Origin of the sequence: Flavobacterium hankyongi (genome assembly GCF_036840915.1) — a bacterium.
Classification (GTDB): domain Bacteria; phylum Bacteroidota; class Bacteroidia; order Flavobacteriales; family Flavobacteriaceae; genus Flavobacterium; species Flavobacterium hankyongi.
The window spans coordinates 494,182-518,850 of record NZ_CP085725.1; the positions used below are offsets into that span (position 1 = coordinate 494,182).

The following is a 24,669-nucleotide window of genomic DNA, read 5'->3' on the forward strand; positions in this document are numbered from 1 at the left end:
AAGTAGGAATTGCGATTTTACCAATCAATAACAAATTATTATCATGGCAGTTTTAGAAAAATTAAGTTCAGCAGAAGCCATTGCATTAGAGGACAAACACGGAGCACATAACTATCATCCACTACCAGTAGTTTTAAATAGAGGAGAAGGTGTTTATGTTTGGGATGTAGAAGGAAAAAAATATTACGATTTCTTGTCGGCTTACTCGGCAGTAAATCAAGGACATTGTCATCCGCGAATTGTTGGTGCAATGATGCAACAAGCACAAACATTGACGTTAACATCGAGAGCGTTTTATAATGATAAATTAGGCGTTTACGAGCAATATATAACCAATTACTTTGGATTTGATAAAGTGTTACCAATGAATACTGGTGCTGAAGCCGTTGAAACAGCTTTGAAACTTTGTAGAAAATGGGCTTATGAGAAAAAAGGGATAAATGAAAATGAAGCTCAAATTATCGTTTGTGAAAATAACTTCCACGGAAGAACAACTACCATTATTTCTTTTTCGAATGATGAAAATGCACGTAAAAACTTCGGACCATACACAGCGGGATTTATCAAAATTGCATATGATGATATTGATGCTTTAGAAAAAGCTATTACATCATCACCCAATATTGCAGGATTCTTGGTGGAACCAATTCAAGGTGAAGCGGGAGTTTATGTACCTAGTGAAGGATATTTAGCAAAAGCAAAAGCTTTATGTGAAAAACATAATGTTTTGTTTATTGCTGATGAGGTTCAAACAGGAATTGCACGTACTGGTAAATTACTAGCGGTGCATCATGAAAATGTACAACCAGATATTTTAATTTTAGGAAAAGCATTGTCTGGAGGAGCGTATCCAGTTTCGGCAGTATTAGCCAATGACTCAATTATGAATGTAATCAAGCCAGGACAACATGGTTCAACTTTTGGAGGAAACCCAGTTGCGGCTGCAGTTGCTATAGAAGCTTTAGAAGTTGTAAAAGATGAACAGTTAGCTGAAAACTCTGAACGATTAGGAAAAATTTTCCGTCAAGAATTAGCAAATTATATTGAGACTTCAAACATTGCTACTTTGGTTCGTGGTAAAGGCTTATTAAATGCTGTTGTGATTAATGATACTGAAGAAAGTGATACTGCTTGGAATATTTGTATGAAATTAGCAGAAAATGGTTTGCTAGCTAAACCAACTCATGGAAATATTATTCGTTTTGCACCGCCATTAGTAATGAACGAAGAACAATTAAGAGATTGTGTTTCAATAATCATTTCAACACTAAAGTCTTTTGAAAAATAAAATAAAAACCCCGAGCAAATCTCGGGGTTTTTATTTAGAAGAAATTATTTATTTCTGATATTGTCTTATAATTTCCATTAATTGTTCTTGTTGCTCAACATCTTTACCTGTAACTTTCATATAAATAGCATAAATAAGAGCTAGGCTACTTATTACTAGACTGATAGTATTTATTGTTTTCCACGTTTTTACATTTTCAAGATTGTAATTTTCAGGATTTTCAGCATAAGTAGCTTCATCTTTTTTAGCAAGTCGTAGACCAATTAGTGATAAAATAATCCCCAGTACTCCACTTGTACAACAGCAACCAATAAAAGAGGTTAATGCTAAAATCATTGATGATTTTTCGTTTGGTAGTTTTTGTTTTTGCATAGTTTGATTAAATATTTGTTTGTTTATAAAAATATGAAATAACCATAATTAGAGCATTTAATACTGCAACTGAAACGATTATTTTATTGTAGTTTCTGGATTTGTCTATGAAGTTTAGACCTAGAATTAAAAAAAATAAAATTGTTGTATAAATGGGAGGAAACATATAAAATGCCTCGATAAATTCTCCTTTAGAAAGTAAAAGCAGTGATCTTTGTGTCCCACAGCCCATACATTCAACTCCAAATAAGGATTTGTTCATGCAAGGAATCATATAATCTTCAGCTCTCATTGTTTTTATTTTTAGTCAATTTTACAAAATATTATATTGATTTAAAAATATAAAACGTTGAAAGTTGTTATTTTTGAAAAAAGAAATTACATGAAAAAGTTTATCATATTGATTTTAATGATAGTTGTGGTTGGAGTTTTATTTTGGCAGCAAAATTCTGACAAACCAAATGTGTGGGTTCAGGTGATGGGCTTTGTATTACTTTTTTATGGTATGATGCGTTTAAGTAGAAAAGTACCAAGTAAAAATAATGAACAAGACGAAGAATAATGTTTACAAGAGGAGATAAAGTTTCGGTTTTAGATGATAATATTAATGGAGTTGTAATAAAAGTTATTTCCAATCAAATAACTATTGATACCGATGAAGGTTTTGAATTGACTTTTAATGAAAAAGAATTGATATTGATACAATCTTCTAACGATTTGATGAATAATTTTGCAAACACAAATTTCTCTTCAATAAAAAAAGAAAAGGAAATTCCTGCTCCAAGAAGTTTTGTAAAAGAAAAAAAATCTAAGAAAGATGAGTTTGTACTCGAAATAGATCTCCATATCGAAAAACTAGTTCGAAATAAAAAAGGAATGAGTAACTATGATATTTTAACCCTTCAAATGGACACGGCAAAGAGACAAATGGAATTTGCAATGAGAAACAGAATTCCTAAAATTGTTTTTATTCACGGTGTAGGAGAGGGTGTTCTCAAAGCCGAACTCGATTTTATGTTGGGCAGATATGATAATATAACTTTCCAAGATGCTAATTACCAAAAATATGGTTTAGGGGCAACTGAAGTGTATTTTATTCAAAAGAAAATTTAAGGAGTATAATACACTCCAAAAACATAATCTCCATTTGGGTTTGGACTATAATACTGAAAACCTTTCCTAAAAGTTGTTTTGTATAATGAAATAGTATGTTTGTATTGATTTGGCACAGAAGTAGTTTCGGTTACAACTCTGATGATACCGCTTACACTATTAACACCACTATCAGCAATCCATTCTTCAGTTAGAGTAGGGGAAGAAGGTGTAATAGCACTGCAAAAGAAGTTTTCGTTTAACCCGCCATTATAAACTCTGTAAACAACTTTGTTTGTAGTTGTATTTATTAATACTTCTCTTGGGCTTCCGGGTGTTGTTACGATATTGGGAAATAAAGTTGATTTATTAACGTCAAATAATAATACATTGTTTCCATTGTATTTGAAAATTAAATTATTTCCTGGACAATTTTTCGTTAGCGCTAAAGTGTAATCAAAATCTAAATCAATGACATCAGTTCTGTAACTTCCATAAAAATAAGATTCATAAACAACCTGTTTGTCAGAAGCTTGAAAGGTAACATTTTTGAAAGTAATGTTATGGTTGTAGGCAACAATAGTAGTTCCATTAAGTATTTCTGTACTAATAATTTCTATAGATCCTCCTATGGCATTCCATTCATCAATAACTTGTAAAGTGGGAGTGTTACAAATATTTGATGTAGATGTAGTACTAGCAAATTTTCTATACATTATTGAATTCCCTGACCCAATAGTGTAAGTTTGTGTTTGTTCTTTGTTGGAAAAATAATCTTCAGGAGCATTAAACATTAAAGCTTCTTTATCATTTATTTTATATAAAACATTTGAATTTGAACATTTCTGGATTGTTTCATTTTCGAAATTAAATGTATCTTCAATGATGTCTCCATCATCACAAGAAGTTAAAATCATTAAACTAAATAAAAGTGTCCAAAAATATTTCATGTTTCAAAATTTTAAACAAAAATACTATTTGTTCTTAATAATTGAAGCGATTTTAAAAATTACTTTTATTAGATTGTAAAACTTTCACTACAACGTTTTCGTTAATAACTTATTTTTATTTGTTGTTTTTTGAAATTTTAAAAAAGTATTTTTAGCAGAATAAAAAACAAATTTATCAACCAAAACTAAATTTATGAGTTTAGAATCAACAAAAACCAATTATCCCGCTCTATATACTCTAGTGACAGTATTTTTTTTCTGGGGTTTTATAGCAGCCGGAAATAGTATTTTTATACCTTTTTGTAAAAACTTTTTTTCATTAGATCAGTTTCAATCTCAGTTAATTGATTTTGCTTTTTATACAGCTTATTATATAGGAGCTCTTTTGCTGTTTGCTATGGGTAATTCAAGAGGGAAAGATGTTGTAGGAACATGGGGACATAAAAAGAGTATTGTTTATGGTTTACTGTTTTCAGCATTAGGAGCTGGAGCTATGATTATAGCGGTAGAAGCCAGTGTTTATGCAGGTATGCTTGTTGGTTTATTTATTGTAGCATTAGGTTTTTCATTACAACAAACTGCGGCGAATCCTTTTGCATTTTTATTAGGGGATCCAAAAACAGGAACAAGCCGTGTAAATCTTGGAGGAGGAATTAATTCTTTTGGAACAACAATTGGACCTATTATAGTGGCTTTGGCTTTATTTGGAACTACAGCTTCAGTATCTGATGAGCAAATTAAGCACTTAGAACTTGGTAAAGTTATATTCTTATATGTTTGTGTAGGTTTGTTATTTATTGGTTCTGCGGCAATGTTTTATTTTTCAAAAAAAGTACCATCTGGTATTTCTGATGAGCCAATGGAGAAAGCGAACAAAGCATTAACAACTTTAGTTGTAATGACAATATTGTTAGCTGCATGTTTTACACCAATTTTTAAAACATATCAATTAGACACAACAGCTTATACTCCTGAACAATTATTAGATTTGAATAAATATAGAATGAATTGGTTATTTGGTGCGTTAGTAGTGGTTGTAGGAGGCATCCTGTTTTCATATTCTTCTGCAAAAAAGAAGTCAGAAGGGTGGGGAGCAATGCAATATCCTCAGTTAGTATTAGGGATGTTGGCTATTTTTGTTTATGTTGGAGTAGAAGTTGCCATAGGAAGTAATTTAGGAGAACTTTTAAAATTACCTGAATTTGGAAGTCATCAATCTTCAGATATTGCACCATATATTTCAATGTATTGGGGAAGTTTAATGATTGGTCGTTGGGCTGGAGCTATAAGTGTTTTCAACTTAAAAAAATCTCAAAAAAACTTAGCATTAGTAATTGTTCCATTGATCGCTTTTGGAGTGATTTTAGGTGTAAATATTTTGTCAGAAAAAGATATGAAACCACTATACTATTATGTAGTTTGTGTATTGTTACAAGTTGTAGCAACTTTCTTATCAAAAGATAAACCAGCACGTACTTTGATGATATTTGGATTCTTTGGATTATCTGCTATGTTGATAGGTTTATTTTCAACTGGAACTGTCGCAATTTATGCTTTCTTAGCAGGAGGTTTGGCATGTAGTATTATGTGGCCTGCTATTTTCAGTTTGTCAATTATTGGATTAGGAAAATATACTTCACAAGGATCTGCATTTTTAATTATGATGATTTTAGGAGGTGGAATTATTCCTCCAATTCAAGGTAAAATCTCAGACATTATAGGAATTCATCAATCTTATATTGTTGCAGTAGTTTGTTTTGCTTATTTGACACTTTTTGCTGTTTTGGTAAAAGGAATTTTGAAAAAACAAAATATTGATGTTGATAGTATTGAAGCGGATGGAGCGCATTAATAAACTCTTAAAGAAATATTAATATCACAATCGGGGTAAAAGGAATTGAGTACTTTTATCCCGATTTAATTTTTAGGGATGAAACATTTATATTTTCTACTGTTTTCCGTTGGACTATTAGCACAATCCCAAAAAGAAATTTATCAAGCTAGCACTAAAGTATATTCAGATAAAGATTATACCACTTTTTTAAAACTTACAAAACAATTAGATAGTTTAAGACCGTCACACCCTACTTATACATACAATTTGGCTTGTGCTTACGCTCTGAATAATATGATTGATAATTCAATTATTCAGCTAAAAAAATGTTTGTTATCGAACTCAAACATTCCGTTTGAAAATGAATCAGATTTATCTCCAATTCGAAATACAAAGGAATTTGAAGAGTTAATTGGTCTAAAGAAAAAACTGAATGAGTCTGTAGCCAATTCTGAAAAGTTTGTTGAACTATCCGAAAAAGACTTGCATCCAGAGAGTTTGTTGTATTTAAAAAAATCAAAAATTTGGCTTGCGAATAGTATTAGAAATAAGAAAGTCATTTCGTTTGATGCTAAATCTGGTAAATGTTCCGATTGGTTTACCAATGACAACTTATATTCAGTTTTTGCTATGAAAGCAGATAAAGATGAAAAGTTTTTATGGATAACTACCTCTGCAATTCCTGAAATGAAAGGATATGTTTCTGCTTTAGAAGGAAAATCAGAAATTTTGAAAATTGATATTAAAACCAAAATTATTGTCAAAAGATTTTCGATTCAAGGAAATCATGTCTTTGGTGATTTAATAATAAATGATAAAGGAGAAGTTTTTATCTCAGATAGTGGTGAAACAGTTATCTATTCTATTAAAAATAATGAGCTTGCTATTTGGTTAGATTTAAAGAAAGAAGCTTTTAATCTGCAAGGGATTACTTTTGGTAAAACTCAAAACGAAATATTTGTTGCTGACTATTTAAAAGGAATTTTAAAAATTGATATTCAGAATACTTCTAATAGAAACTGGTTGAAACTGCCTGAAGAATTTTCACAAAAAGGAATCGATGGATTGTTATATTATAAAAACTCATTAATAACATTGCAAAATGGAATAAAACCACACCGTGTTGCTCAATTGTTTTTAAATGAAAGTGATTCAATTGTGAATTTTAAAGTAATTGATCATAATAGAAATGAAATGATTGAACCAACAAATGGTTTAGTAAAAGATCATACATTATACTTCATTGGTAATTCACCCTGGAGTTTTTATGATAAAAAGTTTAATCTTGATGCCAATTCAATCAATGCCCCAATCATTTATAAATACAACTTACATGCAAATTAACAAATACTTCTTATCTGCTTTTTCAGCCTTCTTCATCTGGGGTTTTTTCAGTTTAGCTTTAAAACCATTACATGATTATCCTTCTTTAGATATTCTTTTCTATAGAGTATTTTATGCTACTGTTTTATTATTGGTAATCAATTTATTTTTTAGAAAAGAAAAAATTAAAGCAGACTTAAAAGTCTATAATTCATTTGATAAAAAGGAAAAAACAAAAATTATCTCTCTTACTGTTTTAGGCGGATTTTTATTAGTATTCAATTGGTTTCTATTTATCTATTGTATTAATCATGTGAGTGTGCAATCAGCATCATTGGCTTATTTAATATGTCCAATTATAACGACTGTTTTAGCATACTTTATTCTTAAAGAGCAATTGAGTAAATGGCAATGGTTAGCAGTATTTTTGTTTGTGATTAGCTGTGCCATCTTGTCTTATGGTCATGTGAAGGATTTGATGTATTCATTAGTAATAGCCACAACATTTGCTTTATATTTGATAAGTCAGCGTAAAAACAATCAGTTTGATAGATTTGTGATATTAACAGTACAATTGGTAATCGCATCGATTGTTTTATTGCCTTTCTTCCCATCTTATAAAGGAGAAACGCCAGAAGATTCTTTATTTTGGGTTTTATTGACATTAATAGTGGTTTTGTTCACCATAATTCCTTTGTTTTTGAACTTATATGCTTTAAAAGGAATGGATTCAGCAACTGTTGGAGTGTTAATGTATACCAATCCATTAATCAATTTTTTCCTTGCTTTATTTTATTTTAAAGAAGAAATTAACTTCGGGCAAATGATTGCTTATGCAATTATTCTGCTTGCGATTGTAGTTTTTAACGAAAAATTAATCTTAAAAAGAAATTAAGTCAATCTTAAATTATTTTTTGTTGTTTTAAATAAATCTCTTTTTACGTATTTTGTTACGTATGTAACTGTTTTTTAGGTTATTATCGATGAAATGTTTATTTTTGTCGATGAATAACACTTTACAGATATAAGTATTTTGTAAGATTAACTTTATTAAATTTTTAAATTAAAACTTTTTTAAATTTGACATAATTAACTTTTAACCAAACAATTATGAAACAAATTAAAAAAAGTGCATTTATTTTAAGTGCAGTTGCATTAGTAACAATCTATTCGTGTACTAAAGATGAAAACGAAGTTCCTGTTGAGAACTTAGATGCAAAAACAATTGAACAGCCACATGGACTTGAAAAGGAATGTATGTATGTAGATGCATATTGGCCTTCATCTGCTGTTTTATCAACTACGCTATCTGCTGGTGCTGGAACATCTTCAGATGTAACTTTAATGAACAATCAAAATACGGCGATTAAAACATTTTGGAGAGGAACTTCTGTAGCAGCACCTTTGTTTAGATTTGTATACAATGGAACTAATTGGAATTCAACTTATAATGCAATTTCTTACAGCACAGGAAGAATCTATTATGGAGAAGGTATTTTTAGAGATGCAAAAGCTAAAGATGCTTCAAACTTAATAAACGTAATGATTTTAGCTCATGAATACGGACATCAATTACAATATGCTTTTGGACTTCCATCTGTGAGTGAATCAACAGCAAGACCAAATGAGTTAGAAGCAGATGGTATGGCAGGATACTATTTACGTAGAGGATATGGAAAATCAACTTTTGCTTCTATAGCAACTGGTTATGAATTTGCGTATGCAATTGGTGATTATCAAACAACAAGTTCAGGACACCATGGAACGCCTCCACAACGTCGTTCAGCAGTTCGTTTAGGCTTCTTATTGGCAGATCCTGCTAATGCAAAATTAACAGCATCTCAATTTGATTATAATTTCTTCTATTATTATAGTGGTGTTTTAGCTGGAACCTATCGTTTAGCTAAACCTGCTAACATATCTAAAGAAACTCATGCATATATCATGTTACACATGGAAGAGTTAAGAAGAATTCAGTCGGGAGAAATGTCAGATGAAGAATACTTCAACCTACAATAAGTTAGAATTCAATTACTTTAAAAACCGTCATCTAGACGGTTTTTTTATTTTGTATAGTTTTAAATTGACATTTTGTCACATCTGGTTTTGTAAAAACTGACATTTTAATAATATTTTATCCTTGGCACAATCCTTGTCATTTTGCAAATCGTGTTACAAAAACACTGCTCACTCATAGAGGAGTAATCAAAAAGAAATAAAAATTAAGGAGAATTATATTATGAGTAAGATTATTGGAATCGATTTAGGAACAACCAATTCATGTGTTTCGGTTATGGAAGGTGGAGAGCCTGTAGTAATCGCAAATGCTGAAGGTAGAAGAACTACACCATCTGTAATTGCATTTGTTGAAGGTGGAGAAATTAAAGTAGGAGATGCTGCTAAACGTCAGGCAGTAACTAACCCTACTAAAACTATCGCTTCAATTAAGCGTTTTATGGGGAATAAGTATTCTGAAAGTGCTAAAGAGGCATCAACAGTTGCTTATAAAGTAGTAAAAGGAGACAACGATACGCCACGTGTAGATATCGATGGTCGTTTGTACACTCCACAAGAATTGTCAGCAATGACACTTCAAAAAATGAAAAAAACTGCGGAGGATTATTTAGGACATTCAGTTTCTGAAGCAGTAATTACGGTACCGGCTTATTTTAATGATGCACAACGTCAGGCTACTAAAGAAGCAGGTGAAATCGCTGGTTTAAAAGTTATGCGTATCATTAACGAGCCTACAGCTGCAGCGTTAGCGTACGGTTTAGATAAAGCTGCACATGACAAGAAAATTGCAGTATACGATTTAGGAGGAGGTACTTTTGATATTTCTATCCTTGAATTAGGTGATGGTGTATTTGAAGTATTATCGACTAATGGAGATACTCACTTAGGAGGTGATGATTTTGATCAAGTAATTATTGATTGGTTAGCTAATGACTTTAAAGCTGCTGAAGGTGTTGATTTACGTCAAGATCCAATGGCTTTACAAAGATTAAAAGAAGCTGCAGAGAAGGCAAAAATTGAATTATCATCTTCTGCACAAACAGAAATTAACTTACCTTACGTTACAGCTACGGCTTCAGGACCTAAGCACTTAGTTCAAACGTTAACTCGTGCTAAATTTGAACAATTAGCAGATACTTTAGTAAAACGTTCTATGGAACCAGTTGCTAAAGCGTTGAAAGATGCAGGTTTGTCAACTTCTGAAATTGATGAAGTAATCCTTGTAGGAGGTTCTACACGTATCCCTGTAATTCAGGAGCAAGTGGAGAAATTCTTTGGTAAAAAACCATCAAAAGGAGTTAATCCTGATGAAGTTGTAGCTATCGGTGCTGCTATCCAAGGAGGAGTTTTAACTGGTGATGTAAAAGACGTATTATTATTAGACGTTACACCACTTTCATTAGGTATTGAAACTATGGGAAGTGTAATGACTAAATTAATTGAGTCTAATACAACAATTCCAACAAAAAAATCACAGGTATTCTCAACAGCTGTTGATAATCAACCGTCAGTAGAAATTCACGTATTACAAGGTGAGCGTCCTATGGCTGGTGACAATAAAACAATTGGTCGTTTCCACTTAGATGGTATTCCACCAGCACCAAGAGGAGTTCCTCAAATTGAAGTTATTTTTGATATCGATGCAAATGGTATTATCCATGTGACTGCTGTAGATAAAGGAACTGGAAAATCACATGATATCCGTATCGAAGCCTCTTCAGGATTAACTCCAGAGGAAATCGAAAAAATGAAAAAAGAAGCTGAATTAAATGCAGAAGCAGATAAATTAGCTAAAGAAAAAGCAGATAAATTGAATGAAGCTGATGGTATGATTTTCCAAACAGAAAAACAATTGAATGAGTTTGGTGATAAATTGTCAGAAGGAAATAAATCAACAATTGAAGCAGCTTTAAATGAATTAAAAGCAGCTTACGAAACAAAAGAAATTTCTGCAATTACTCCAGCTTTAGATAAAATCAATGAAGCGTGGAAAAATGCTTCTGAAGAATTATACAAAGCTCAATCTGAAGGACAAGCACAAGGTGCTCAACCGCAGGCTGACGCTAATGGTGATTCAACTCAAGATGTAGAGTTTGAAGAAGTGAAATAATCTAAAATTATATTTTGAATAATAAAAAACCCGAGTAATTAATTACTCGGGTTTTTATATTTTATTATGATAGTCAAAAAAAAATTACTTAACAGCAATCATAGAAATTTCGATATTAACATTTTTAGGTAATGTTGCTACCTGAACTGTTTCACGAGCAGGAGCTGTCGTTTCGCTGAAGTATTTACCATAAACTGAATTAATTCTAGCAAAATCTCCCATATTCATGATAAATATAGTTGATTTAACAACATTCTCAAAAGTCATGTCAGCAGCTTCTAAAATAGCTTTTAAGTTTTTCATGACTTGATCAGTTTCTGCTTCAATGTTATCTAAAATTAAATTGTCAGTTCCAGGAACAAAAGCTACTTGTCCAGAAATATAAAGTGTATCACCAGCTAAAACGGCTTGATTGTATGGACCAATAGGAGCAGGTGCCTTTTCGGTAAAAATTATTTTTTTCATATAAATTGTATGTTTAGAAATATGATGATTAAAGTCTTCTGTCAGGTAAACTACGTTTGTCCCATTTAATATCACTAAGAACTGATGAGCTAATTCCTATGAAAAAATACCAAGATGCTCTATCGCCAATAGGATTCCAGTTGAAATCCATTCGCCAACTTAATAAATCTCTTTCAAATCTTAATTGAGTGTATGTTACTCCATTTTGCACAAAGTCGTATCCAGAAGATAGTCCAGCTTTCCAGCGTGGAGATATATCAACATTACCAGAAAACATTAAGGAGCTTTGAGATATTTTGTTTTCTCTATTATTGTTAGTGTAGGTTAGTGAATAGGCAAGTTTTAAATCCCAAGGAAGGCTTGCATTGAAAAATTCATCAAACTTAGTTTCTTCGTCTTTCCCAAATTGGCTTTTTTGTCTGTCACTAAAATCGGTTGTAGTACCAAACAAATCATCTGCGCGACCTCCACTACGTAATCCTTTATTGTTTAATGAGTTTTCTTTTCCATCTTTATTACCATTAAAGTCTTTGCTCGAAAAAGAATAATTAATAGTCATATTAGCACTTGTCATTCTAAATAAACTTCCGCCATTATTAATATTAAATACATCTACCATTTGACCTTTATTGTTTATAGCATATGGATTTAAAGTCATACCAAAATTTACATTCATTTTGTCTTTTAGTAAATTTGTTCCTCCACTTACTCTAAGAGGTGTCCAACGCAATGAATCTGCACTAATATTATAACCAGTTGATAGATTGAAGTTATTAAGTAGCATTATTTTTTTTGGTTCAACTTTAGTTGAATCTTTATCTCTTACTTTTGCTTCAAAGGTATTGTTTAAAGCAAAGCTAAGGATATTATTATTTTGTTTACCTGGAGCACCAAAAATTCCTTTTTCAAATCGAGTATAGGTTTCCATTCTACCACTTCCATCTGCAGCATAAGTATCATAGTATCTTTCAAAACTTGGTGTATAAGAGTAACTCACATTAGGTCTCATTACATGTCTAATGGCTTGTATCTTTTTATCTTTACTAATGTTGAATGTTCCATAAATTGTAGTTCCCACGCCTGAAGAAAAATCATATGTTCTAAAAGCATCAAATCCAGATTTTTCAATATCTTCAACTTTGTTCGTCAATGAATTATATTTCTTTTCAGTAGTTTTTAAATACCAAGTTTCAAGATAATTAGTTGAAGCAGTTACACTAAAATATTTGAATACTTTAAAGTTTGTGCTTAAAGGAATTGAATGCTGTAATCCATTTTTTGCTTGCTTAAACATCTCAGATTTAAAAAATAAAGAATCATTTGTTTCAAATCTATTTTCTCCTCTTAAACTATATTGAAAATTAATGTTTTTGATTAATCCTTTTTTTGTTCCATTTTTTGGGGCAAATGGAAAAATTCTATCAACACTAGCTTGTAAGGTTGGCAAAGTCATATTTATAACACCAGTATTCGTGTTTTGAGAATGTGATGCAGTTAATGACATGTTTACCTGAGGGATGCTATTAAAGGTTTTGCTATATGAAATTGAAGAACTTAATGTATTATTTAAAAAATTTGCGGTATTAAGCTGGTTAAAAGAACTTTGGTAATATTTTGAACTTCCTAAATTCACTGAAGCAGAAAATCTTGAGTTTGGAGTTGCTTTAGCATCAGGTGAATGAGTCCATTGAATATTATATAAATTTGTTTTACCATATCCAGGTAAACCTCTTTCTCCTGTTATTTGATTTTCATATCTAAAATTGAAATTTCCTCTGAATTTGTATATGTTGGCATAGCTTGTTTCTGCTCTAAAAGCATAGCTTCCATTAGTGTAATAATCACCTAATAGTGCTAAATCATAATGTTTATTTAGTGCAAAATAGTAACCTCCATTTTGAAGGAAATAACCTTGAGCATTAGTTTGTCCAAAAGTAGGTGGAATTACTCCCGAGGTACTTTCTTCAGTCATTGGAAAAAAGGCAAATGGGAGTCCAATAGGAGTAGGGACATCTGCAATTACCATGTTTGTTAGTCCAGTAACTACTTTCTTTTGAGGGACTAATTTAATTTTTCTTGCAATAAAATAATATTCTGGATTTTCAATGTTTTTTGAAGTCGTAAAACGAGCATTTTTTATGAAATAAACAGAGTCATTTTCTCTCTTAGTGATTTCACCTTTTACTTTAAATTCTCCTTGATCTGTTCTTGAGTTCCAGATTAATGCCTTCTTGGTTTTGAAATTAAAACGAATTGAATCAGGTTCTACAACATTTTGCCCCTGTTTGAATACAGGATATTGTATGTAAGTACCTGAACTATCTTTTAATCTACCAGCATAAACTTCATCTTTTTCATAATCAATTACAATGATTCCCGATTTTAATTCGATGTCTTTGTAGTAGACTTCAGCTTCGTCATGTAAAGTGATTTGCTTTTTCTTTTGATTGATTTTTGCGTATTCTTTAGACTTATAATGGATTTTTCCATCCAGTAAAGCCTTTTTTTTCTTTACAGTGTCAGTTTTTGTAGAATCTTGAGGTCTTGTAGTATTTTTTCTACTTATCAATATCTTATCTTCTTGTTTATCAGTAGATATTGAAATATTCTTTTTTGGTAACTCTTGCGAAAAAGTTTTTAAACTGCTAAGAGTTAATAAAAAAGGCAGTAAAACGATATGAAATAAGTTTGTACGCAACGCTATAAATACTATTTTTGTAAAAGTATGGCTTAATTTTTGAAGTGACAAACTTACATCTATTTTTAAAAATAATTAAGCATTTAGTAAAATTATAACCTTTTGGTCATTATAAAATTTTTAGTATGAAGTTTACTCTTAAAATCAAAGAAGTTTTTGTTTTAGTATCATTACTTATTGTTTCTTCAGCATTTGCTCAAGGTAAGTTTAAAGTTACTTTAGATGCAGGTCATGGTGATCATGATTTTGGAGCTACTTATCATGGTTTTGTAGAAAAGAATATTGCTTTAGGTGTAGTGCTTAAAGTTGGAAAAATATTAGAGCAAGATCCAAGTATCCAAGTAATTTACACGAGAAAGAATGACACTTTTGTTGATCTTGTCGAGCGTGCTAATATAGCGAACAGAGCTGATGCCAACTTGTTTGTATCAATTCACTGTAATGCCAACAAAAATCAAGAAGCTTATGGAACAGAAACCTATGTAATGGGACTTTCTAAAAGTGCTTCAAGTTTAGAAGTGGCTAAGAAAGAAAACCAGGTAATTGAGATGGAGAAAGATTATAAAACAAAATATGCAGGATATAATCCAAATTCTCCTGAGTCATTAATTAGTGCGACTTTGGCGCAAGAAGAATATTTAGATCAAAGTATTGAGTTTGCTAGTAGAATTCAAGACAATTTTGATATAAAATTAAATCGTAAAGTAAGAGGAGTAAAACAAGCTCCGTTTATGGTCTTACATAAAGCCTTTATGCCAAGAGTTTTAATTGAGATGGGATTTATTTCAAATAAAGAAGAGGGCGCTTACTTAAACTCTGAAGAAGGACAATTAAATGTTGCTAAATCAATTGCAGATGCAATTTTTAGAATGAAAGTGGAGCACTTTGGTGGTACTATGCCAGTTATTGAAATTCAAAAGTCTGAAAGACCAGTTGTCAAAAAAGATACAGCAAAAACAACAGTTAAAGATTCTACACCTAAAACAAACGATTCTAGACCTGTTGACTCTAATAAAGTTATTTATAAAGTCCAACTTAAAGCTAGTGCAACACAAGTAGAAACTAAGCCAGAGAACTTTAATGGTCTAAAGAAAATATCATTTATTTCAGAAAAAGGTTACTTTAAGTATATGTATGGCGAAACTAATGATTACAACGAAGCAAAAATGCAATTGCTTGAAGCTAAAACCAGAGGTTATGATTCGGCATTTATTGTACCCTTTAAAAATGGTCAAAAAATCAGCTTAAACGATGCTTTAAAGAGCAAGTAATTTACTTACATATCTATTAAATTAGTACTTTTGTCTTTTTAAAAACCATACATTTTGAAAATTACTAGAGAAATTAAAACAGCTATACTTGTTATCGCTTCATTATTATTGTTTATTTGGGGATATAGTTTTTTAAAAGGCTCAAATCTATTTAATGATCACAAAAGACTTTTTGTAGAGTATGATAACGTAGAAGGGTTGGCAGTTTCTGCTCCTGTAACCGTTAGCGGAAAAATTATAGGGAAGGTTGATAAAATAGAATTAACATCAAGCGGAAAATTATTAGTTGAACTTCAAATTAATGAAGAAGATTTTCCAATTTCAAAAACAAGTGTCGCGGAAATTTATGAGCCTGGTTTCATTGGAGGTAAACAAATAGCAATTGTTCCTAATTATAAAGATAAATCAGTTGCTGTTTCTGGAGATAAATTAATAGCGGGAGTAAAATTAGGATTAACATCTTCATTAGGTGAAAAACTTACACCTTTACAACATAGGTTAGATAAAGTTCTTGTAAGTGCTGATGGACTTTTAACAAATGTTAATAATGTCCTTGATACAGAAACTCAGGCCAATCTTAAAAAAGCAATAAATGAGTTAAATAAAACACTTTCTAATTTTACAAAAGTTTCTGCCGAGTTAGATCAACTTTTAGCGCAAAACAAAGATAAATTAGGTAGTGCTGTTTCAAATTTAGATCAGACTACTCAAAATTTTTCTAAAATTTCTTCTGATTTAGAAAAGGCTCAATTAGGGCAAACAGTTAAAAACTTGGAAACTACTCTTGTAAATGTTAATAAAATAATGACTGATATTGAGTCTGGAAAAGGTACAATGGGTAAACTTATGAAAGATGAAACAATGTATAACAACTTCGCAAAAGCTTCTAAAGAGCTTGAACTGTTGTTGCAAGATTTAAGATTACATCCAACTCGCTATGTTAACGTATCGCTTTTTGGAAAAAAAGAAAAGCCATACACAGCACCAGAACAAAAATAAAAACAAACAAATCAACCAATTATAACCATTATGAATTATTTAAGCAGTATACTATTTCTTGTTATTCTTATAGTAGGAGGAGGTTTTTTTGCTAAAAATGTCAAAAAAATTATTCGAAACATCAAATTAGGAAAAGATGTAAATCGTTCTGACCGTTCTTCTGAAAGATGGAAAAATATGGCACTTGTTGCTTTTGGTCAAAAGAAAATGTTTTCACGACCAATTCCGGCTTTACTACATTTTGCCTTATATGCTGCTTTTATTATCACTCAAATAGAATTATTAGAAATTCTTGTTGATGGTATTTTTGGTACTCATCGTTTTTTTAAACCAGCTTTAGGAGGTTTCTATACTTTCTTAATCAGTTTCATCGAAATATTATCAGTTTTAGCTTTAACAGCAACTGTTTTGTTTTTAGCTAGAAGAAACTTATTAAAGTTACCACGCTTAAATAAAGCAGAATTATTAGGATGGCCTAAAAAAGATGCAAATTTGATTCTAATTATGGAAATCATTTTGGTATGTTGTATTTTCACAATGAATGGTACTGATGAAGTACTATACAATATGGGTAAATCTCATTTTGAAGGACAAGGCTCATTTGGTTTCGCAGTTTCACAACATGTAGGTCCAGCAATATTTGGCGGGATGTCAGAAGGAGCTTTGCATATTTTAGAAAGAATAGGATGGTGGGGTCACTTTATGATGGTGATGGCATTTTTGAACTATCTATATTATTCAAAACACTTACATATCATATTAGCATTCCCAAATACTTATTTTGCCGATTTGAATCCACTAGGAAAATTTGACAATCTAGAAAGCGTAACAAACGAAGTAAAATTAATGTTGGACCCAAATGCTGACCCTTTTGCGGCGCCAGCACCAGACGCTAATGCAGCACCAAGTAAATTTGGAGCTTCAGATGTTCAGGATTTAAACTGGGCGCAATTATTAAACGCTTATACTTGTACAGAGTGTGGTCGTTGTACTTCATCATGTCCAGCAAATCAAACAGGTAAAAAATTATCTCCACGTAAAATAATGATGGACACTCGTGACCGTATGGTTGAAGTAGGGGATAATATGGATAAAAACAATGGTGTTTTTGTTCCAGATGGAAAATCACTATTAAATGATTACATCACACAAGAGGAACTTTGGGCATGTACATCATGTAATGCATGTGTTGAGGAATGTCCTGTAAATATTAGTCCGTTATCTATTATTATGGATATGCGTCGTTACTTGGTTATGGAGCAAAGTGCTGCACCTCAATCATTAAATGCAATGATGACAAATATTGAGAACAATAGTGCGCCTTGGCAATACAACCAATTGGATAGATTAAACTGGAAAGACGAAAATTAGAATAATTTTGGCGTGCCCCTTCGGGTCGGGCTATTCGCACTACATGGTAGTTTGCTTCTATCCCTCACGCAACACAACACACAACAATGGAAAACCAAGATTTAGATAAAAATTTAATTGCAGCTTCAGAAGATGGACAAACTATTAGTCCTATTCTTCCTCCAGGAATCAAAAACTATTTGATTGATATTGATGGAACTATTTGTGATGATATTCCAAATGAAGAGCCAGAAAGAATGCTAACAGCCGAAGTATATCCTGACGCACTAGTAACTTTGAACAAATGGTATGATGAAGGTCATATTATTTTCTTCTTTACATCAAGAACTGAGGAGCATAGAGAATACACTGAAATTTGGTTAAAAAAACACGGTTTCAAATATCACGGAATGATAATGGGAAAACCAAGAGGAGGAAATTATCATTGGATTGATAATCATTTGGTAAAAGCGACTCGATACAGAGGAAGGTTTACAGATTTAATTGAGAAACAGGTTACTATCGAAGTTTTTGATGACGAAAAAGATAGTATTTAAAAACAAACAAGACCAACGAATAAACATATAGATTATGTCAGAAAATTTAGTAGTGCCTACAATGGCCGAAATGTTAGCTCAAGGCAAACAACCAGAAGTGTTATTTTGGGTAGGATGTTCTGGAAGTTTTGATGATAGAGCAAAAAAAATAACTAAAGCTTTTGTACGTATTTTAAATAAAGCCAATGTCGAATTTGCAGTATTAGGAACTGAAGAAGGTTGTACTGGTGATCCTGCAAAAAGAGCTGGAAACGAATTTTTATTCCAAATGCAGGCTTTCATGAACATTGAGGTGTTGAAGGCTTATGAAACAAAAAAAATTGTAACAGCTTGTCCTCATTGTTTTAATACTTTAAAAAATGAATATCCTGAGTTAGGAGGAAACTTTGAAGTAGTGCATCATACTCAATTCTTAAAAGAATTGTTGGATGCTGGCAGACTTACAATTGAAGGGGGTCAGTTTAAAGGGAAAAAAATCACATTCCATGACCCTTGTTACTTAGGTCGTGCTAATAAAATATACGAAGCACCTCGTGAACTTATTCAAAAGTTAGATGCTGAATTAGTAGAAATGAAGCGTTCAAAAGCAAACGGATTATGTTGTGGAGCTGGAGGAGCGCAAATGTTTAAAGAACCTGAAAATGGTGATAAGGATATTAATGTAGAGAGAACCGAAGATGCTTTAGAGACAAATGCTGAAATTATTGCAGCTGGTTGTCCTTTCTGTAATACAATGTTAACAGATGGAACAAAAGCAAAACATCGCGAGCATGATGTAAAAGTTCTTGATGTTGCTGAGTTAATTGCAAACGCACAAGATTTATAATTAAAAGAATGAAAAAGAAAGAAATATTATCAGTTTTTTTATTGTTTATGTTCCTTTCTTTATTTTCTCAAGAAAATGAAATTGTTGTTAAACAAGATTCTGTTTCTTTAGAAAAAAGTAAAATTAATTATAAGCAATTCATTATTCCTTCGGCTCTAGTAATTTATGGGGTTGTTGGTTTAGAAAGTCATCAGCTTTTAGATCTTAATACTGAAGTAAGGGAAGAAATAAGAGAACACATCGATAAAAAACTAACCATTGATGATTTTTCACAATATGCGCCATTAGTTTCTATTTATGCACTCGATGGATTAGGAATAAAAAGTAAGCATAGCTTTAAAGACAAAGCTATTATAACGGCTACGTCATATTTAATTATGGGAGCTGTTGTAAATACTTTAAAAAGTACCACTGTTTCTGAAAGACCAGATAGAACGTCAAATAATTCTTTTCCTTCGGGACATACTGCTACAGCATTTATGGGTGCCGAATTATTGCATCAAGAATATAAAGACAAATCACTTTGGTATAGTTTATCAGGGTATGCAGTAGCATCGGCTACTGGTTTTTTTAGAATGTACAACAATAGACATTGGTTTAGTGATGTTGCGGCCGGTGCAGGAATAGGGATGTTGAGTACAAAAATTGCTTATTTTCTCTATCCATATATAAATAAATTGTTTTTCAAGGAAAATTTGACAAAAACAAAAATATCATTACTTCCTTATTATGGTAATAAAGAAGTTGGATTTGGATTAGTTTCAAAATTTTAAAAATATAATTATGTATCTTCCTTTTGAAGAATTGCCAATAGAATCAAGAATTTGGATTTATCAGTCCAATAGAAAATTCACGGATGAAGAAATGACTGAAATTGAATCTTTGGTTAAAGATTTCGTCGAAAATTGGTCAGCTCATGGAGCAAGTTTAGAAGCTTCATTTATAACAAAATACAATAGATTTATTGTTTTGGCAGTAAATCAAGAAGTACAAGCTGCTACAGGTTGTTCAATAGATTCATCAGTTTCGTTTATCCAAGAATTAGAGAAAAAATACGAAGTAGATTTATTGGATAAAATGAATGTTACTTTTAAAAATGGTGAATTTATTGCTCATAAATCTTTAATTGATTTCAAAAAAATGGCTAAAGAAAAGGCTGTTTCAGGAACAACAATTGTTTTCAATAATTTGGTAAACACTATTCAAGAGTTTAACGAAGCTTGGGAAGTGCCCGCAGAGGATAGCTGGCATAGTCGTTTCTTTTAAAAAAATATAATGAAAAATCTCGGAATAAATATTTCTCTCCTTTTATGTATAATTGCCTTTACAGTAAATTGTTCTGTAAAGAAAAAACTCCCTGTAAAAGGCGATGATGTTGCTATTGCCGAAAATCCAAATATCGAAAAATTTAAAGATCCTTCATTAGAAGGATTTAATTTGTTTGAAGATTCTCCAGCTGAGAAAAAATGGGTAGATAGTGTTTATTCAACATTATCTTTCGAAGAAAAAATAGGTCAATTATTCATGGTGGCGGCTTATTCTAACAAGGATACTGTACATTTTAATGCTATTGAAAAACTTGTTAAAAATTATAAAATAGGAGGACTAATTTTCTTCCAAGGAGGCCCTGTACGTCAAGCAAGATTAACCAATAGATTTCAGTCTAAATCTAAAATACCAATGTTTATTGGTAATGATGCCGAGTGGGGATTGAGCATGCGTTTAGATTCAACGTATAAATATCCTTGGAACATGACACTTGGTGCCGTTCAGGATATGAAATTAATTGAAGAATTAGGAGGTCAAATGGCTAAAGAAGCTAAACGTCTCGGACTTCAGTTTAATTTTGCACCAGTTTTAGACATCAATACAAACCCAAATAATCCTATCATTGGAAATCGATCTTTTGGAGAAAACAAGGAAGAAGTGGCTAAAAGAGCTGTTGCTCTAATGAAAGGAATTCAAAATGAAGGGGTTTTTGCAACAGGTAAACATTTTCCTGGTCATGGTGATACCGAAACTGATTCACATCATACACTCCCTATAGTAAACTTTTCAGAAGAACGAATAAATGAAGTTGAGTTTTATCCCTACAAAAAGATGTTTCATTTAGGATTAGCTTCCGTTATGGTTGCTCATTTAAATGTGCCAAGTTTGGAACCTCGTGAGAATTACCCAACATCTATTTCATACCATGTTGTAAATGACATACTTAAAGAACAACTAAAGTTTAAAGGATTAATTTTTACAGATGCACTGAATATGAAAGGAGCCAGTAGTTTTAAAAAACCTGGAGATATAGATTTTGAAGCTTTTATGGCTGGTAATGATATTTTGCTTTTTGCAGAAGATGTTCCTAAAGCGGTAGAAAAATTCAAACAAGCTTATACAGATTCAATTCCAAAAATTACAGATGAAAGGATTGAATTTTCAGTGAAGAAGATTTTAAAATATAAGTATAAGGCAGGTTTAAACAATTACAAGCCAATTCAAATAGATGGATTATATAGCGAAATTAACAAACCAGAAAGTACATCATTACAATACAAATTGTATGAAAATGCAATAACTGTCATTAAAAATAATGATGAAATACTTCCAATTAAAGATTTGACAAAATCTAAATTGGCTTATGTCAAAATAGGTGATGATAATAATACAGCATTTTTATCTACCTTAAAAAAATATGCTGAAGTAACGGAAGTCTCTCATAAAAATGTAGACAGTTTAAATCAGGAGTTGAAGAAATATGACAAAGTAATTATCGGTTATCATGTTTCTGATAAATCTTGGTGGAAGAAACATGAATTTACATCCAAAGAGCTTGAATTAGTTAACAAAGTGGCAGAGCATAATGATGTGATTTTAGATGTTTTTTCTAAACCTTATGTACTTTTACCAATTAAAGATTTTGACAAGTTTGAAAGTATAATTGTTTCGTATCAAAATGGAGATATCCCTCAGGAAATTTCAGCTGAAATAATTTTTGGTACTGTTCAGGCTAAAGGAAAATTACCAGTTTCTATTAATGAAGATTTTAAAGTAGGCGATGGATTGTCTACTGATTTAATTAATAGATTAGGTTTTACTAACCCAGAGAGTGTTGGAATGGACTCAAAAATCTTGTCTAAAATTGATGGAATTGTAAAGAAGGCCATAGATGGAGGAATGACACCAGGAGCACAAGTTTTAGTGGCTAGAAAAGGTAAAGTTATTTATCAAAAATCTTTTGGATATCACACTTATAGGAAGGATGTGAAGGTGAAAAACTCAGATATTTATGATATTGCTTCATTATCAAAAATTGTTGGAACTTTGCCAAATGTAATGCTGGATTACGATCATGGAAAGATAAGTCTAGATACTCATTTAGGACAAATGGTCCACAAGGCTAAAGGAACAAATAAAGATTCTATTACTTTTAAAGATTTACTTTCACATTACGCTCGTTTGCAAGCTTGGGAACCTTTTTATAAAAGTACTTTAGATTCAGTAACTAAGCTTCCACTTAAAAAATATTATAAAAAAACAAGTGTAAAACCTTTTACTACACAAGTTGCAGAGAATTTATACATCACAAATGCCTATAATGATACTATCATTAGTAAAATAATGAAAAGTAAGCTGTTGCCTAAAAAAGAATACAAATACAGTGACTTTACATTCATTTTGCTTAAAGAATATTTAGAAACACACCATAAAAAAGGATTGGATGTTTTGGCTAATGAAAATTTCTTTTCAAAGTTAGGAATGAGTAGTACAATGTACAATCCGTTAAGAAAGTTTTCCGAAGATGTAATTCCACCAACAGAAAAAGACAAATATTTTAGACATCAGGAAGTTCATGGTTATGTACATGATATGGCTGCAGCAATGCAAGGTGGAGTTGCGGGACATGCTGGTGTTTTTTCTAATAGTATAGATATTGCCAAAATAATGCAAATGTATTTGCAAAAAGGCAATTATGGAGGAATTCAGTACTTTTCTGAAAAAACATTAGATGATTTTAATACATGCTATTTCTGTGCTGAAGGTAATAGAAGAGGTTTAGGTTTTGATAAACCACAATTAGCTGGGACTTCAGGGCCAACATGTGGTTGTGCTTCTATAACTAGTTTTGGACATACAGGTTTTACTGGAACGATGACTTGGGCAGATCCTGAAACAGAAATTATATACGTTTTTCTGTCTAATAGAACTTATCCTGATGGTAATGCTCCAAACAAACTTTCTAAGGAAAATATACGTGAGGATATTCAAAAAGTTATCTACGAAGCAATTATCAAATAATAGTTAATTTTGTCTAAAAGTGACTGCTAATATCATCTGTTTTTAAGTATTTTAGTAGTATGAAAATAGCCATTGTTTGTTATCCAACTTTTGGGGGTAGTGGTGTGGTAGCCACAGAGTTAGGCCTTGAATTAGCCCGAAGAGGACACGAAATTCACTTTATTACATATCGTCAGCCAGTACGTTTAGCACTTCTTAATCCAAATGTACATTATCACGAGGTAAATGTTCCTGAGTATCCTTTATTTCATTATCAACCGTATGAATTAGCATTGTCAAGTAAATTAGTTGATATGGTTAAATTGCACAAGATTGATTTACTTCATGTGCATTATGCTATTCCTCATGCTTATGCAGGTTATATGGCAAAACAAATGTTAAAAGACGAAGGAATAAAAATTCCTATGGTAACTACGCTACATGGAACCGATATTACTTTAGTAGGAAATCATCCTTTTTATAAACCTGCTGTTACCTTTAGTATCAATAAATCTGACATAGTGACTTCGGTATCACAAAGTTTAAAAGATGATACGCTTAGATTATTTAATATTAAAAATGAAATACAGGTAATACCTAATTTTATTGAATTAGACAATAGAATAGAAGATAATATACATTGCAAAAGATCTGTAATGGCAAGACCTGAAGAGAAAATTATTACACATATTAGTAATTTCAGAAAGGTGAAAAATATTCCTGATGTTGTTAAGGTGTTTTATAAAATTCAACAAAAAGCACCTGCTAAATTGATGATGGTAGGTGATGGACCAGAAAAGATAAAAGCAGAGGAATTGTGTGAGGAATTAGGAATTACTGACAAAGTAATTTTCTTTGGTAACAGTACAGAAGTAAATCAAATATTAAGTTACTCAGATTTATTTTTATTACCATCAGAAACTGAAAGTTTTGGTTTGGCCGCTCTTGAAGCCATGGCTTGTAGTGTACCAGTAATTTCTAGTAATTCAGGAGGTTTGCCAGAAGTTAATTTCCACGGTATTTCAGGTTATCTAAGTAATGTTGGAGATGTAGACGATATGGCTAAAAATGCTTTAAAAATACTTTCTGATGAAAAAGAACTTCAAAAGTTTAAAGACAATGCCTTTGAAACGGCCAAACAATTCTCAATAGAAAAAATTGTTCCTATTTATGAAGAACTCTATTCTAAAGTAGTAAAAAAACAAAATAAAAAACACCTTAAAAGTTAAGGTGTTTTTTATTTTTAAAC

Annotated in this window: 22 protein-coding genes; 17 read left to right on the top strand and 5 right to left on the bottom strand. The window is 31.4% G+C overall.

Annotated features, from left to right (window positions below; translation table 11 throughout):
• Positions 1–43 precede the first annotated feature (43 nt).
• Positions 44–1,288 carry an ornithine--oxo-acid transaminase gene (gene rocD, locus LJY17_RS02340; RefSeq protein ID WP_264542264.1) on the top strand — a complete coding sequence of 415 codons (1,245 nt, stop codon included), beginning with the start codon at positions 44–46 and terminating at the stop codon, positions 1,286–1,288.
• Between the two features lie 48 nt (positions 1,289–1,336).
• Here rocD and LJY17_RS02345 read toward each other — a convergent pair whose 3' ends face one another.
• Complete coding sequence (locus LJY17_RS02345; RefSeq protein ID WP_264542265.1) at positions 1,337–1,660, bottom strand: CCC motif membrane protein; 324 nt, start codon at positions 1,658–1,660, stop codon at positions 1,337–1,339.
• Positions 1,661–1,667: 7 nt separating this feature from the next.
• A complete protein-coding gene (locus LJY17_RS02350; RefSeq protein ID WP_264542266.1) occupies positions 1,668–1,952 on the bottom strand; it encodes a DUF2752 domain-containing protein in 285 nt (94 codons plus the stop codon).
• Positions 1,953–2,042: 90 nt separating this feature from the next.
• On the opposite strand from LJY17_RS02350, the gene LJY17_RS02355 reads away from it, so the two are divergent.
• Both LJY17_RS02355 and LJY17_RS02360 read left to right on the top strand, forming a co-directional pair.
• A complete protein-coding gene (locus LJY17_RS02355) occupies positions 2,043–2,222 on the top strand; it encodes a hypothetical protein (RefSeq protein ID WP_264542267.1) in 180 nt (59 codons plus the stop codon).
• Positions 2,222–2,773 carry a Smr/MutS family protein gene (locus LJY17_RS02360; protein WP_264542268.1) on the top strand — a complete coding sequence of 184 codons (552 nt, stop codon included), beginning with the start codon at positions 2,222–2,224 and terminating at the stop codon, positions 2,771–2,773. Before LJY17_RS02355 ends, LJY17_RS02360 begins: the two co-directional genes overlap by 1 nt.
• Here LJY17_RS02360 and LJY17_RS02365 read toward each other — a convergent pair.
• Positions 2,770–3,702, bottom strand: a complete 933-nt coding sequence (locus LJY17_RS02365; protein ID WP_264542269.1) for a hypothetical protein — start codon at positions 3,700–3,702, stop codon at positions 2,770–2,772. The two genes, LJY17_RS02360 and LJY17_RS02365, sit on opposite strands and share 4 nt — an antisense overlap.
• 193 nt (positions 3,703–3,895) lie before the next feature.
• Here LJY17_RS02365 and LJY17_RS02370 point away from each other — a divergent pair, with 193 nt between their 5' ends.
• The 5 genes from LJY17_RS02370 to dnaK all read left to right on the top strand — a co-directional run bounded on the left by LJY17_RS02370 (position 3,896) and on the right by dnaK (position 10,985).
• Positions 3,896–5,554: an MFS transporter gene (locus LJY17_RS02370; RefSeq protein WP_264542270.1), complete on the top strand. Its 1,659-nt coding sequence runs from the start codon at positions 3,896–3,898 to the stop codon at positions 5,552–5,554.
• A gap of 78 nt (positions 5,555–5,632) precedes the next feature.
• On the top strand, positions 5,633–6,880 hold the full coding sequence (locus tag LJY17_RS02375) for a TPR end-of-group domain-containing protein (protein ID WP_264542271.1): 1,248 nt from the start codon (positions 5,633–5,635) through the stop codon (positions 6,878–6,880).
• Entirely contained in the window at positions 6,870–7,754 is an 885-nt protein-coding gene (locus tag LJY17_RS02380) for an EamA family transporter (protein ID WP_264542272.1), read from the top strand. The genes LJY17_RS02375 and LJY17_RS02380 overlap by 11 nt, the downstream gene beginning before the upstream one ends.
• Before the next feature lie 215 nt (positions 7,755–7,969).
• The gene (locus LJY17_RS02385; protein WP_264542273.1) at positions 7,970–8,878 is read left to right on the top strand and encodes a metalloprotease; all 909 of its coding nucleotides are present in this window, start codon (positions 7,970–7,972) and stop codon (positions 8,876–8,878) included.
• 220 nt (positions 8,879–9,098) lie between these two features.
• Complete coding sequence (gene dnaK / locus LJY17_RS02390; protein ID WP_264542274.1) at positions 9,099–10,985, top strand: molecular chaperone DnaK; 1,887 nt, start codon at positions 9,099–9,101, stop codon at positions 10,983–10,985.
• Between the two features lie 84 nt (positions 10,986–11,069).
• On the opposite strand, the gene LJY17_RS02395 is transcribed toward dnaK, so the two are convergent.
• Together LJY17_RS02395 and LJY17_RS02400 are read right to left on the bottom strand one after the other, a co-directional pair.
• The gene (locus LJY17_RS02395; RefSeq protein ID WP_264542275.1) at positions 11,070–11,450 is read right to left on the bottom strand and encodes a Rid family detoxifying hydrolase; all 381 of its coding nucleotides are present in this window, start codon (positions 11,448–11,450) and stop codon (positions 11,070–11,072) included.
• 28 nt (positions 11,451–11,478) lie between these two features.
• Positions 11,479–14,199: a putative LPS assembly protein LptD gene (locus LJY17_RS02400; protein WP_264542276.1), complete on the bottom strand. Its 2,721-nt coding sequence runs from the start codon at positions 14,197–14,199 to the stop codon at positions 11,479–11,481.
• Positions 14,200–14,273: 74 nt separating this feature from the next.
• Here LJY17_RS02400 and LJY17_RS02405 point away from each other — a divergent pair, with 74 nt between their 5' ends.
• The 9 genes from LJY17_RS02405 (at position 14,274) to bshA (ending at position 24,649) form a co-directional block, all read left to right on the top strand.
• Positions 14,274–15,419 (top strand): N-acetylmuramoyl-L-alanine amidase family protein, encoded by a 1,146-nt coding sequence (locus LJY17_RS02405; protein ID WP_264542277.1) that lies wholly within the window; start codon positions 14,274–14,276, stop codon positions 15,417–15,419.
• 54 nt (positions 15,420–15,473) lie between these two features.
• Positions 15,474–16,418, top strand: coding sequence for an MlaD family protein (locus tag LJY17_RS02410; RefSeq protein ID WP_264542278.1), 945 nt, complete (start codon positions 15,474–15,476; stop codon positions 16,416–16,418).
• A gap of 30 nt (positions 16,419–16,448) precedes the next feature.
• Complete coding sequence (locus tag LJY17_RS02415) at positions 16,449–17,789, top strand: (Fe-S)-binding protein (protein ID WP_264542279.1); 1,341 nt, start codon at positions 16,449–16,451, stop codon at positions 17,787–17,789.
• A gap of 86 nt (positions 17,790–17,875) precedes the next feature.
• Positions 17,876–18,325 carry an LNS2 domain-containing protein gene (locus tag LJY17_RS02420; protein ID WP_264542280.1) on the top strand — a complete coding sequence of 150 codons (450 nt, stop codon included), beginning with the start codon at positions 17,876–17,878 and terminating at the stop codon, positions 18,323–18,325.
• 34 nt (positions 18,326–18,359) lie between these two features.
• Positions 18,360–19,151 (top strand): (Fe-S)-binding protein, encoded by a 792-nt coding sequence (locus LJY17_RS02425; protein ID WP_073310935.1) that lies wholly within the window; start codon positions 18,360–18,362, stop codon positions 19,149–19,151.
• A gap of 8 nt (positions 19,152–19,159) precedes the next feature.
• The gene (locus LJY17_RS02430; RefSeq protein ID WP_264542281.1) at positions 19,160–19,924 is read left to right on the top strand and encodes a phosphatase PAP2 family protein; all 765 of its coding nucleotides are present in this window, start codon (positions 19,160–19,162) and stop codon (positions 19,922–19,924) included.
• Positions 19,925–19,934: 10 nt separating this feature from the next.
• The gene (locus tag LJY17_RS02435; RefSeq protein ID WP_264542282.1) at positions 19,935–20,417 is read left to right on the top strand and encodes an ABC transporter ATPase; all 483 of its coding nucleotides are present in this window, start codon (positions 19,935–19,937) and stop codon (positions 20,415–20,417) included.
• Between the two features lie 9 nt (positions 20,418–20,426).
• On the top strand, positions 20,427–23,441 hold the full coding sequence (locus LJY17_RS02440) for a glycoside hydrolase family 3 N-terminal domain-containing protein (protein ID WP_264542283.1): 3,015 nt from the start codon (positions 20,427–20,429) through the stop codon (positions 23,439–23,441).
• Positions 23,442–23,500: 59 nt separating this feature from the next.
• Positions 23,501–24,649 carry an N-acetyl-alpha-D-glucosaminyl L-malate synthase BshA gene (gene bshA, locus LJY17_RS02445; RefSeq protein ID WP_264542284.1) on the top strand — a complete coding sequence of 383 codons (1,149 nt, stop codon included), beginning with the start codon at positions 23,501–23,503 and terminating at the stop codon, positions 24,647–24,649.
• Positions 24,650–24,669 lie beyond the last annotated feature (20 nt).